Annotated in this window: 9 protein-coding genes; 4 read left to right on the top strand and 5 right to left on the bottom strand. The window is 62.4% G+C overall.

Annotated elements, in window-relative coordinates; genetic code table 11:
- Positions 1-4: 4 nt before the first annotated feature.
- Positions 5-742: a helix-turn-helix transcriptional regulator gene (locus tag D4A92_RS11645; protein ID WP_203013230.1), complete on the bottom strand. Its 738-nt coding sequence runs from the start codon at positions 740-742 to the stop codon at positions 5-7.
- Positions 743-1,084: 342 nt separating this feature from the next.
- On the opposite strand from D4A92_RS11645, the gene D4A92_RS11640 reads away from it, so the two are divergent.
- Entirely contained in the window at positions 1,085-1,975 is an 891-nt protein-coding gene (locus D4A92_RS11640; RefSeq protein ID WP_203013229.1) for an SMP-30/gluconolactonase/LRE family protein, read from the top strand.
- 207 nt (positions 1,976-2,182) lie between these two features.
- Positions 2,183-2,845 carry a PRC-barrel domain-containing protein gene (locus D4A92_RS11635; protein WP_203013227.1) on the top strand — a complete coding sequence of 221 codons (663 nt, stop codon included), beginning with the start codon at positions 2,183-2,185 and terminating at the stop codon, positions 2,843-2,845.
- A 65-nt stretch (positions 2,846-2,910) separates the two neighbouring features.
- Here the strand turns inward: D4A92_RS11635 and D4A92_RS11630 are convergent, their stop codons facing one another.
- Both D4A92_RS11630 and D4A92_RS11625 read right to left on the bottom strand, forming a co-directional pair.
- Positions 2,911-4,953 (bottom strand): NADH:flavin oxidoreductase, encoded by a 2,043-nt coding sequence (locus tag D4A92_RS11630; RefSeq protein WP_203013225.1) that lies wholly within the window; start codon positions 4,951-4,953, stop codon positions 2,911-2,913.
- Between the two features lie 16 nt (positions 4,954-4,969).
- Positions 4,970-6,511 carry a trimethylamine methyltransferase family protein gene (locus D4A92_RS11625; protein ID WP_203013223.1) on the bottom strand — a complete coding sequence of 514 codons (1,542 nt, stop codon included), beginning with the start codon at positions 6,509-6,511 and terminating at the stop codon, positions 4,970-4,972.
- An 88-nt stretch (positions 6,512-6,599) separates the two neighbouring features.
- Here D4A92_RS11625 and D4A92_RS11620 point away from each other — a divergent pair, with 88 nt between their 5' ends.
- On the top strand, positions 6,600-7,502 hold the full coding sequence (locus D4A92_RS11620) for a LysR substrate-binding domain-containing protein (RefSeq protein WP_203013222.1): 903 nt from the start codon (positions 6,600-6,602) through the stop codon (positions 7,500-7,502).
- Between the two features lie 12 nt (positions 7,503-7,514).
- Here the strand turns inward: D4A92_RS11620 and D4A92_RS11615 are convergent, their stop codons facing one another.
- The gene (locus D4A92_RS11615; protein ID WP_203013220.1) at positions 7,515-8,876 is read right to left on the bottom strand and encodes a putative bifunctional diguanylate cyclase/phosphodiesterase; all 1,362 of its coding nucleotides are present in this window, start codon (positions 8,874-8,876) and stop codon (positions 7,515-7,517) included.
- A gap of 116 nt (positions 8,877-8,992) precedes the next feature.
- Positions 8,993-10,738 carry a response regulator gene (locus D4A92_RS11610; RefSeq protein ID WP_203013217.1) on the bottom strand — a complete coding sequence of 582 codons (1,746 nt, stop codon included), beginning with the start codon at positions 10,736-10,738 and terminating at the stop codon, positions 8,993-8,995.
- Positions 10,739-11,015: 277 nt separating this feature from the next.
- Here D4A92_RS11610 and mutL point away from each other — a divergent pair, with 277 nt between their 5' ends.
- A complete protein-coding gene (gene mutL, locus D4A92_RS11605; RefSeq protein WP_203013214.1) occupies positions 11,016-12,866 on the top strand; it encodes a DNA mismatch repair endonuclease MutL in 1,851 nt (616 codons plus the stop codon).
- Positions 12,867-12,920 lie beyond the last annotated feature (54 nt).

Genomic DNA, 12,920 nt, shown 5'->3' with positions numbered 1-12,920 from the left:
ACTCTTACTTGATCAAGCCGAGCCGGAGGGCCTTGGCGACGGCCTGGGTGCGGTTGACCGCGTCCAGCTTCTTCGTCGCGCGGTTCAGGTAGTGGTTGATCGTGTGCTCCGAGAGCGTCAAGATTTCCGCGATCTCAACGCTGGTCTTTCCGGCCGCCGTCCAGTTGAGGCAGTCGAGTTCCCGTTCGGTCAGCATGTCACTGTTGCGGCTGTCCATCTCGCGGATTTCAGCGAGGCGATTGAAGACATGCGTCGCGATATAGGCGAGTTCCATCATCTCAAGCGTGTTGAAGGGGTCGCGGTCGCCGATGAAGGAGACGGCCCCTCGGGCACCCGTTGCATCATGGACGGGGAAATAGGATCCGCGGTTCATGCGGAAGCGGGTAAACAGCGCCTTCGAGACCTCGCCGGATCGAGGATCACGCTGCAGTGCCACGTCATCGATGTCGAAACGCAGGGGGACGGACGAGCGGCGCAGATGCGCCAGCACAGGACTGCCCGACAACAGGGAAATCTGATCGAACTCAGTCAGGAGATCGGAAGGCCAGTTGGTGATGATCGAGCTGCTGCCGAGTTCCTGCGCCGTCGCGCCCGGCATATTCAGCACCATAAAGGCACGGGCGCCGTAAAGCTCCGTCACACGCTTCATAAAACGGAAGACGTCGAACTGGGTCTTGAAACCTTTGACGTCGGTGATCAGACCCTCGACGCGCTCGGCGGCTGCCATGTCCTGGTTCGTCATCACACACCCGTCCATACCGGGTCACCGGTCGTGATTATCGAGGAGATTGTCCAAGACGTATACGTCAACTGCTAAAACACCTGCCATTGGCTGCGGATCGAAGGCGTGGCGAAACCTGGCTTCAGCCGATCCTTTGATCTCGCGTGCTCCCGTGTCAGAGACCTTGCGATAAGAATGCTTGAAGGCCCCCCAAAGGCGATACCAAAACCGAATCTGTTCCCTTGGGTTGCCGGAGCATAGACTTGTAAAGCGCCGAGGGTCCAGATACCCCATAAATTTTACCGTAAACCCCTGTTTGCGACCTTAGTCGCACGGCAGAGATAGACGAAATCGACAAGGAGGATGAGCGTGATCGCGACAGAGAGCTTCACCGGCAGGACGCTAACCGAAGAGCGTATGGAACTGGGAGAGGGTCCGACTTACGATCCGACGACCGGCGCGCTGTTCTGGTTCGACATCCTCGGCAAGACGCTGTGCGAACTCGATGTTGCCGGCGGCCGTCTGACCAGACATGCCCTGCCCTTCCTCGGCAGCGTGCTCGCTATCGTCGATGAGACGCGGCAGCTTATCGCTTCCGACCAGGGGCTCTTCCTGCGCGACACGATGAGCGGCACCCTCTCCCTTTATGGAAATATCGAGGACAAGCCGCAGAACCGCTCGAATGACGGCCGCGTCCATCCGAGCGGCGCCCTGTGGATCGGCACGATGAGCCGTACAGCGGAGACCGGTGCCGGCGCCATCTATCATGTGTCCGGGACAACCGTGACCAAGCTCTTTGACGCAGTCAGCATTCCGAACGGTATCTGCTTCTCGCCGGATGGGTCTGTCGGCTACTTCAACGATTCGAAGGTCAACCACATGATGCGGGTCGAGCTCGATTCGGCGACCGGTCTGCCCACTGCCGCTCCGACTGTCTTCATCGATCAGTCTCAGCGCGAGGGCGTCATTGACGGATCGGTCGTCGATCTCGAAGGCACGATCTGGAATGCCAACTGGGACGGCGGCGCGGTGGATCGCTACGCGCCTGACGGTCGCCATATCGCTCGCTACGCAGCCCCGATGCGCCGGCCGACCTGCCCGGCATTCTATGGCGTCAATCTCGATCGCCTCGCCGTGACCTCCTGCTGGGAGGGACTCACAGATGCGGAACGGTCCAAAGACCCGCTCGCAGGCGTCACCTTCGATCTCGGCGTGAGCGTCAAGGGCAAGACCGAGCCGCGGTTCAAACTCTGAGTGTCTGGCTCTGAGGGGCGGGGCCTGAAGCGGCCCCGCAAACTGCGATCGGCGTAATTTGTTCCCGCAACCCCCTCAAAATATTCAGGACTTCGCCAGCGGAACGATCTAGGCCGCCGGACATTTTCCTCTCGAACCGACGCCGCCCAGCACTTCAGCAAGGGCAGTGTCAGTCGCAGACCATCTCAGAGGAAAGGTAGGTCCACCATGAACAAGTCTCTCAAGACCCTCGCCGCAGCCATGCTGCTCGGTTCCACCGCAATGGCCCCGTTTGCCGTCGCTCAGGACGCAACTCCGGGTGCAACGACGACGCCGCCGGCCACTATGGACGGCACCACCACGACGCCTGCTCCGGTCACCCCGGGCGCTTCGACGGACGGCACGATGGGCACCACTGCCCAGGCTCCCGCTGACGCTGCCGGCTCGGCCACTTATCTGACGGAACAGGCTGAAAACCAGATCTCGGTCAACGATTTCATGGGCCAGCCGATCTACACCTCCGACAACCAGTCGATCGGTGACATCAACGACCTGCTCGTGCAGGAAGACGGTGGCATCGTCGCCGCAGTTGTCGGCGTGGGTGGCTTCCTCGGCATTGGCCAGAAGAACGTCGCCATCCCGTTCGACAAGATCACCATCAGCCGCGAAATGGATGATGCGACCATGACCGGCACGGGCGATGCAGCCACGACGACGACTACCACCGAGGCTGTCGCTGACGCAGAAGTTCGCCTGACCACCACGGAAACGGCTGACAGCCTGCGCAACGCGCCGGAGTTCCGTACTCTGTCTGACCAGGCTGCCGACGCTGGTAACACGGGCACAATGGCTCCGACCGACGGCACCACCACCTCGTCGACGGACAACTAATCCTGGAACGTGGGACGTGTTAAGGTCCTAAGGGGCGGCGCTTCGGCGCCGTCTTTTGCTATGCGCTACAGAAGGCTGCAAAAGCGCAGGGCATCGTAGACGGCAGCGTGGATGTTGCGGCTTTCGATGGCGTCACCGATGCGCAGAAGGTCGAAGCTGGCGGCCTCATCCTTGAGCGGCAGTGGATCGCGTCTCGCGATTAGCGCGGAATAGTCGACGGCGCCGCGATTGCGTGAAAGCGGCTTGAGGTCCAGATAGAGATCGGCATTGGCCATGGTGCCGTGCTCCACGACCACTTGGGCGACGCGTCGCTCCACCCGCACATCCGAGAAATCCGAGCCGAGTGTCGCGAGCAAAGCATTGCCATCGCGGCGAAGGCCCACCAACTTGGTGTTGATCGTGACCCGGACATTCTTTTCAGCGAAGGTCTTGGCATAGGGCACATGGTTCATGCCGCCCATCTCCGGCGCAAAGAAGCGTTCCGGCGAGACGACTTCAAGTTCGACGCCGGCATTGGCAATGACTTCTGCGGCACTCATGCCGGGATGACCGCCATTGTCGTCGTAGAGAAGAACCGGCCCCTCGGGCTTTACGCTGCCGGCGAGGATGTCCCAGCTGGAGATGACGAGATCATCGCCTGCCTCCAGTTCCGGCGACTGAGCGATGCCGCCGGTTGCGATGACAACAAGATCGGGATCGAAGCCAAGCACGTCGTCGACACCGGCATAGGTGTCATAGTGGATGCTCACCCCCAGCCGCTCCAGTTCCGCCAGACGCCAATCGACAATGCCAACCATTTCCTTGCGGCGCGGATTGCGGGTCAGTAGGTTCACCTGACCGCCAGCCCGGCTCGACGCTTCCAGCACCTCGACATGATGGCCGCGCTCGGCGAGCACGCGTGCGGCTTCCAGGCCTGCCGGCCCTGCCCCAACCACCACCGCCTTGCGTGGCTTTTCCGCCTTTGGCAGATCATGCGGGATCAGCGCCTCGCGGCTGGTCGCGGCATTGTGGATGCAAAGCGCCTCGCCGCCTTCATAGATGCGGTCGAGACAATAGGTCGCGCCGACACAGGGGCGGATCTGGTGCTCGCGGCCCTCGATGATTTTTCTGACGATGTGCGGATCGGCGATATGGGCACGGGTCATGCCGACCATGTCGAGCTTTCCCTCGGCAATCGCATGGCGGGCGGTTGCGACATCGGCGATGCGGGCAGCATGGAAGACCGGGAACTTGGTCGCCGCCCTGATATCACCGGCGAAGTCGAGATGTGGCGAGGCCGCCATGCCCTGGATGGGGATGACGTTGTTGAGTGCCGCGTCGTGCTCGATATGGCCCCTGATGATGTTCAGGAAATCGATCTTGCCGGAGCTTGCGAAGCGCTTCGCGATCTCGACGCCCTCGTGGCGCGAAAGACCTTTGTCCCAATCCTCATCGGCGACCATGCGGATGCCGACGATGAAATCCGGACCGACGGCTTTTCTAACGGCTGATATCACCAGGTTGGAAAAGCGCATGCGGTTGTCGAGGGAGCCGCCGTACTCATCCTCGCGCCGGTTGGTGGCCGGCGACCAGAAGCTGTCCATCAGATGGCCGTAAGCTTCAAACTCGATCCCATCGAGGCCGGCTTCCTGCATACGGGCGGCGGCCGTCGCGTAATCCTCGACGATGCGCTCGATGTCCCAGTCCTCGATCTCCTTGGGAAAATGCCGGTGGGCCGGCTCGCGGATCGGCGAAGGCGCCAGCACCGGCAGCCAGTCACCCTTGTTCCAATTGGTACGACGGCCGAGATGGGTGAGCTGGATCATCACGGCGCAGCCATGCTCGTGACAGTCATCGGTCAGACGCTTCAGATGCGGGACGATCTCGTCCTTCCAAGCCAAGAGATTGCCAAAGGCCGGCGGGCTGTCGCGACTCACACTGGCCGAGCCCGCCGTCATGGTGAGCGCGATGCCGCCTTTCGCCTTTTCGACATGATAGAGCCGGTAGCGCTCTGTCGGCATGCCCGCTTCCGAATAGGCCGGTTCATGCGCCGTCGACATGATGCGGTTCTTCAGCGTCAGGTGCTTCAGCTGGAAAGGCTGGAGAAGGGGATCACGGTTCCCGGTCATTCGTCATGCATTCCGTTCAATACCAGGCGTCCGGCTTGGCGCGCTTTGTGCGATCCACATAGTCTAGAAGCGCTTCGTCGATGGCGATGTCCAAAGGCGGCGCTTCGTATTCGGCGAGCGTCTTTTTCCAGCGGGCATTGGCACGCGTCGCCATGTCGGTCGAGCCGGCTTCCGACCACTTTTCGAAGGGCTCGTTGTCCGATAGGGCCGAATCCCAGAAAGCGGTCTGGTAGTTGCGCATGGTGTGAGCCGAACCGAGGAAATGACTGCCGGGGCCGACCTCTTCGAAGGCATCCATGGCGAGTGTGTTGTCGTCGACCACGACACCGGCGAGATAGGAATGGAGGGCGCCGCAGAAATCGGTGTCCATGACGAATTTCTCGTAGGACATGGCCAGCAGTCCGTCGACGAAGCCGGCCGAATGAAGGATGAAGTTCGCGCCGCAATGCACGGCTGATAGCATCGACATGACGCCCTCCTGCATGGCCTGGGCATCCGGCAGTTTGGAATTGGAGAAGTTTCCGGCACAGCGGAGCGGCAGCTTCAGCCGCCGGGCGAGCTGGCCTATGACCATGGAGCCGATCGCAGGTTCCGGCGTGCCGAAGGTCGGCGAGCCCGAACGCAGGGACATTGAGGAGAGGAAGTTGCCGAAGATGACCGGCGCACCCTTACGTTCCAGCTGGGTCAGGGCACAGCCGGCCATGGTCTCAGCCAGCGACTGGGCGATTGCCCCGGCATTGGTGACCGGGCCCATGGCACCGCCGAGGATGAAGGGGACGATGACGGCTGCCTGGTTGGCCCGGGCATAGGCACGCAGGGCCCGGGTCATCGTGCCGTCCCAGACGAGCGGCGAGTTGACGTTGACATTGCCGAGGATGACGCAGTTCCGGTCGACGAAATCGGCTCCGAAGAGAATGCGGGCCATTTCGATCGATTCTTCGGCACGGTCCTCTGCCGTCACCGAGCCCATGAAAGGGCGGTCGGAATATTTCATGTGGCTGTAGACCATGTCGAGGTGGCGCTTGTTGACGGGCACGTCGACAGGTTCGCAGATCGTGCCGCCGGAATGGTGCAGCCAGGGCGAGGACTGGGCAAGCTTTATCAGGTTGCGGAAGTCCTCGATCGTGCCATAGCGGCGGCCCTTATCGAGGTCCATGACGAAGGGCGAGCCATAGGCCGGCGAGAAGACGACGGCATTGCCGCCGATTTCGACATTGTTGGCCGGATTGCGGGCGTGCTGGGTAAAGACTGCCGGGGCCGAGGCAAGGATCTCGCGCAGCATTCCCTTGGGGAACCGCACGCGAAGTCCATCCATCTCGGCGCCCGCCTTGCGCCAGAGCTCCAGCGCTGCCGGGTCGTCGCGAAACTCGATGCCGATTTCGGCGAGGATGCGATCGGCAACCGCTTCGATACGTTCGAGATTTTCCTCCGACAGGATGTCGTAGGTCGGGATGTTGCGTCGGATGTACGGCACTACGAGCGGCGAAACGATCGCCCCACCCCTGCGAGCCGATCGCTGCCTGCGCGTGCCCGGGTTTTCCGCAAGTGCCTGATCCATGACGCTTCCCCTCGTTTTCTCAGAGGCTAGTTCAGGCCAAAGCTGCTGTGACGCTGGAAAATTGCTGGAGATGCGATAAGCTCAACTTATGACTACATTTCGCAGCCTCATCCCCTCGGCCAATGCGCTGGTGATCTTCGAAGCCGCGGGTCGACACGAGAACTTCACTCGGGCGGCCGAAGAGCTCGGCATGTCGCAGGTGGCGGTCTCCTATGCCATCCGTGGGCTCGAACAACAGCTCGGCACGCAGCTCTTCGAGCGGCAGCACCGGGCAGCGCGGCTGACGGAGGTTGGCGAGCGGTTTCATGCCGATGTCTCGGCCGGGCTATCGCGGATCGGCCGGGCGGCAGAAGAGATCAGGATGAAGGGGCGCGAGGTGAACGTGACGCTGGCGGCCTCCACTGCCTTTGCTTCAATGTGGATGCTGCCGCGACTTTCCGCCCTCAGGGACGACCTGCCCGATATCGACCTCCGGATCCAGACCAGCGTGCGGGATCTCGATCTCGACGAGGAAGACATTCCGCTCGGGGTGCGCGGTGGTAATCCGCAAGACTGGCCGCATTATCATTCGGCGGAGCTGGCGCCGGAGATCGTGACGGCCGTCGCGAGCCCCGCCTTCGTCGAGGCGAACGGCTTGCCGGACAGTCCCGAAGCGATCGCCCGGCACCGGCTGATCTGGCTGGAAGAACCGGTGCGCCAGGCCTGCAGCTGGCCGGAATGGTTTGCCTCGGCCGGGATAGACTATCGGCCAACGGGGCGACGACTGGCGATCAACGACTATGTTCTGGTGATCCAGGCGGTGCTCGCCGGCCAAGGCATTTCGCTCGGCTGGAAGCATCTGGTCGAGCGGTTGATCGACCAGGGGCAACTCGTGGAAGTCGGCGGCCATGCGCTTAGAACCGGTCAGGCCTTCCATGTCGTCTGGCCGCGGTCGCGCGAACTTAGCGCGGCTGCCACACGGGTGCGCGACTGGCTGCTGAAACAGACCTGAGGGACAAGAGGATCAGGCGGAGGCGCGATCGACGAGCGCGAAGTCGTGGTGGTTCTCGGCGAGGTAACGCAAGGTGGCGGCAGCATCGACCGGCTTGCCGAAATAATAGCCCTGCCCCATGCCGCAGCCGAGTTCGCGCAGCTTCTGGGCTTCTGCATCTGTCTCGATGCCTTCGGCAACAACCTCGAGATCGAGGCCTTCGCACATGCTGACGATCGCCTTGATGATGTGTTCCGAGGTGCGGTCAGTGGTGATGGCCGAGACGAAGGCGCGGTCGATCTTCACCTTGTCGAAGGTGAATTCGCGCAAGCGCCCGAGGCTCGACTGGCCAGTGCCGAAATCGTCGAGCGAAATGCGGATGCCGGCGTCCTTCAATTCCTTGATGATACGCCGTGCAGTATCGGCCGAGGACATGACGGCCGTCTCGGTGATTTCCATCTCAAGGCGGCGCGGGTCAAAGCCGACGCTATTCAGAATCGAGAGCGTGTTGAACGAGGTCCTAAGGTCCATCAGCTGGACCGAGGAGAGATTGAAGGACAGGAAGAGATCACGCGGCCAGGCGAGCGTCGCTTCGGCTGCCTTGCGTAGCAGCGTTTCAGACAGCGTGTCGATGAAGCCGCGCTCTTCGGCGAGCGGCACGAAGACGGCAGGCGAGACGAAACCGAGATCGGGATCGATCCAGCGGGCGAGCGCCTCGAAGCCGACGATGCGGTTGTCCCGCAGGCGCACGATCGGCTGGAAATGCACATCGACCGTATCGTTGATGATGGCGTTGCGCAGCGCCTGTTCGAGCTGCGTCGCCTGTTTCATCTCCTGGGCGATCTCGCGCGAATAGACAGTGATCTGGCCACGGCCACGACGCTTGGAGCGGTAAAGCGCCGTCTCGGCACTCTTCATCAGTTCTTCAAAATCTTCGCCGGCAAAGGGATAGACGGCAAAGCCGAGGGAAGCGGAAAGGCGCACATTGCGGTCGCCGAGATCGTAAGGGGCGGAAAGCACATCCTTGATCAGCTGGCCGGCACGCTCGGCGCCAAGGCGCTCGAAGACCAGCGGCAGAACAATTGCGAATTCATCGCCATCGTGGCGGGTGACGGTCGCGCCATCCGGCACACAGGCCTTTAACCGATGAGCGACCTGGCAGAGGATCTCGTCGCCCGCGGCCTGGCCGAACAGGTCGTTGATCGGTTTGAAGCCGTCGAGATTGACGATGCCGACGGTGAAAGGGGCAGGATCCGATGCGCGGTCGGCGGCAAGCTGGCGCACCTTGTCGCCCAGCCGATGGCGATTGCCAAGGCCGGTCAAGCGATCGGTGTAGCCTGTCGTCGTCTGGTCGCTCTGGCGTTGGTGCTCAGGGCCTAGTCCGGCGGGACCCATTCATGCTTCCTGGTACGGTTCTTTCACACGTCCCAGAATGGGTCCAAAACATTAAAATTATCATATCGATGCATGTAAAGCGGCTACCAAGGACACCCCAAAAATCGGGGTCTGGATCAGGCTGTGGACGCCAGTCTTGCGATATCGGGAACGAGGCGGCGAATGGCCTGATCGACGACGTCAGGGCTCAGCGGCTTCAGGATGACGTCGTTCATGCCCGATGCGAAGCAAGCTTCGCGGTCCCTGTCGAAGGCCTGGGCGAGGACACCGATAATCGGCGTCGGAACCAATGTGTCCTCCGGTGACTGACGGATGCGGCGGGCGGCCTCGAAACCGTTCAGACCCGGCAGCGTCACATCCATGAGCACGATGGCCGGCTTCAATTCAGAGCAGAGGTTTACCGCCGCTTCGCCGTCGGCGCAGATGCGATAGGCATAGCCAAGCCCTTCGAGGATCTGCGAAAAGACGATCTGGTTGATCTCGTTGTCTTCGGCCACGAGCACCAGAGAGGGCTGGCGTGGCGGTGTTGGCTTGACAGGGACCGCCGCGGCGGGCTCCGCCGGCCGCATGGTCACAGCCGGCTCCCGTGCTGTCGGACCATCCTCCGTGGTGATTTCCCAGTCGTCCGCAGGAGATGGTCGCGCCTGCAGGGCGGTCATGCGGTCGAGGACGGTAAAGGCGAGGTCCGTTGCGATTTCGTTTTCCGCAAGCGTCATGTAATCGATATCGACGGCCTGCAGCAGCTCCAGGCATTGCATGTCGAGGTCGACATCGACGATGGCAAGATCAATGACCACACCCACCGAGCGGGCGACGGACAGGAATGCGTCGAGTTCGTCGTCGTTGCGGACGCAGCAGCTGTCGAGACCCAGGAGCTGCAGGATCTCCAGCGCTCTCGCCTCGAACTCGCGGTCGCCGGTGATGAGCAATGCCTTGCGGCCGATCAACCGTCCGTCGACTGCCGCATATCCACCGCCCTCGTCCTGCCTCGTCTCAGGTGTGTCTACCGGAGGTGACTGCAGGTCAGCACCACTGCCGACTTCGCCAAGGCTTGCGACAACCAGATAGCGACCGGGCGTCCCGACCCGCTGGACATGCACGAGGATCGGCCGTGGTGGATCGCCGTTGAGACGCATGGTCAGGGTCAGCGAGGATGTGACACCGGTTTCCAGCACCTGGCGCGACACCGTCGTGAGCCGCTGGGCGACCTCTGCCTCGAACAAGGGGGCGATCGTCCCGCCCAGTGCGTTGTCCGCACCAACGGAAATTGCCGAACAGAAGACCTTGTTGACCGCCACGAGCTGGAGGTTGCGGTCCTGCACGAAAACAGGGTGGGCCAGATTGTCGAGGATTTCCTCCGTCAGCTGGACGCGCTCGATATCGGCACGCCACTGCTCTTCCCGGCGTTTCTGCTCGGTGATGTCGCTCATGACGCAGAAGCCGAAACCGGAGGGCAGACGACGCTTGGAGAAGCGGGTCCAGCGCTTGCTGTCGTCGCAGGACTGAATTTCGTAGCGCTCCTTCCAGTGGGCGGCGATCTGGCGGGTCAGCCATTCCTCGCGACTGAGAATTGTCTCCGACTGGCCACTCGCCGGCTGGCGCAGGCCGAGGTCATAGGCAGCGCCGAGAATATCTCTCAGGCGCGTGCCGGGCGCGAAGAAGGCGGCTGGCAGCGGCAGGAACTGGCGGGCGCTGCGGCTGGCAAAGATCAGATGATCGTTGCGATCATAGACGATGAAGGCGGAGGAGAAGGCTTCGGACACCGCATCCAGCAGGGCAGCGTCGAGCGCAGCTTCGGCCGACGGATTGTCGTGCCCCTGCCGTCTCTTATCCTGGCCGGGGGCCGGTGGAAACTCGCTCACACTGCTGCCTCTTAGAACCTCGTTGCTGAACGCAACAAGACTTTTGTGGGGCTGATGCCATGACGGAGACATGCCGAACCATGCTTCTGGCGGGAACCCACACGAGAGACACCGCGGCTGTGTCCTCATTCCGCTGCCAGCGGACCTGCGCTCAGAGACATTGCAAGTCATTGTTCAGATTAGAGACATTCCGTTAAGGCCCACTTAATGATGGGCATCGTCTCAGCCGTTGCGATTTCGTCTTTCGTCGCAGCCCCGAATCCGCGAAAATAGACAGATGATCATCAAGCAGCTTTCCGAAACGCTCATCAACCAGATCGCCGCCGGCGAGGTCATCGAAAGACCGGCCAGCGCGGCGAAGGAATTGATCGAGAATGCGATCGACGCCGGCGCTACCCGGATCGAGGTGGCGACTGCTGGCGGCGGCAAGACGCTTTTGCGTGTCATCGACAATGGCTGCGGCATGGGGCCGGAGGATCTGGCGCTTGCCATTCGCCGGCATTGCACGTCGAAGCTCAACGAGACGCTGTTCGACATCCGCTCGCTCGGTTTCCGGGGCGAGGCCCTGCCTTCGATCGGCTCGGTCGCCAAGCTCACGATCACAAGCCGCCCGGTGGGTGCCGGCAGCGGCGCGGAGATCGCTGTGGTCGGTGGCAAGGTCGGGGATGTTCGTCCGGCGGCGGCCAATCCGGGGACGACGGTCGAGGTGCGCGACCTGTTCTTTGCGACACCGGCGCGGCTCAAATTCATGAAGACGGAAAAGGCGGAAGCGGGTGCGATCACCGAGATCGTCAAACGCATGGCGATCGCCTTTCCGGCGATCCGTTTCGTGCTCTCAGGCACCGACCGCTCGACGCTCGAATTTCCCGGCACCGGCGACGATCATCTGGCGCGGATTGCGCAGATACTGGGCGCCGATTTCAAGGACAACGCGATCGAGCTCGATGCCGAGCGGGAGGATGTGCGGCTCACAGGCTTTGCCGGTGTGCCGACTTTCAATCGGGGCAATTCCGCCCATCAATATGCCTTCGTCAACGGCCGCCCCGTGCAGGACAAGCAGATCCTGTCGGCCATCCGTGGCGCCTATGCCGAGACGATCCCGCAGGGACGTTATCCGGTGGCGGTTCTCTCGCTGACGCTCGATCCGGCGCTTGTCGACGTCAACGTGCATCCGGCGAAATCGGACGTGCGTTTCCGCGATCCGGCGCTGGTGCGCGGGCTGATCGTCGGTGCCATCAGGCAATCGCTGCAGCGCGAGGGCGACCGGGCAGCGACGACCGGGGCCGGTGGCATGCTGCGCGCCTTCCGTCCGGGTTTCTCGCCGCAACCGGCACAGGCGTGGTCACCGGCCAGTTCGCCGTCGCGGCCTCTCTATGGAGGTGCGCCGAGCTTTGGCGGCGGGCTTGCGGCAGCGGCCGCACCGGCTGCGCGCGGTTTTGGTGAGGTGGCACAGGCGGCATTCGACAGCCTCTCCGTGCCGACCGCCCGCAGCGAACCGATGGTGACTGCCCCTGCCCCTACAAGCACTTCTGTCGAGGCGATCTCGAACTATCCGCTGGGTGCCGCCCGGGCACAGGTGCATGCCAACTATATCGTGGCGCAGACGGATGACGGGCTTGTCATCGTCGACCAGCATGCCGCCCATGAGCGGCTGGTCTTCGAGCAGATGCGCAAGGCTTTGACGGGGCGCCGGCTTCCCTCGCAGGGGCTTCTCATCCCCGAGATCGTCGACCTGCCGGAAGAGGATTGCGACCGGCTGATGCTACACGCGGAAAGCCTGGAACAGCTGGGACTTGCGATCGAACGCTTCGGCCCGGGGGCAATTGCGGTTCGCGAGACGCCCGCCATGCTGGGCGAGATGGACGCGACGCAGCTCGTGCGCGACCTTGCCGACGAGATTGCCGAATGGGACACGGCCGACCGGCTGTCGGCCAAGCTCGAACATGTCGCCGCGACCATGGCATGCCATGGTTCGGTGCGATCAGGCCGGCGGCTTCGGGTCGAGGAAATGAACGCGCTTCTGCGCCAGATGGAGCAGACGCCGGGCTCCGGCCAATGCAATCATGGGCGGCCGACCTATGTGGAGCTCAAGCTCTCTGATATCGAACGGCTGTTCGGACGCAGCTGAGCCGCCGGATGGTGGGTTTTAGGGCGAGCCATCTTTCAATCGCCCGGAGGGCGC

Origin of the sequence: Rhizobium rosettiformans, from assembly GCF_016806065.1 — a bacterium.
Lineage (GTDB): Bacteria > Pseudomonadota > Alphaproteobacteria > Rhizobiales > Rhizobiaceae > Allorhizobium.
Note: the sequence above shows the minus strand (reverse complement) of the source record. Positions and strands in the feature narration are given on the sequence as shown.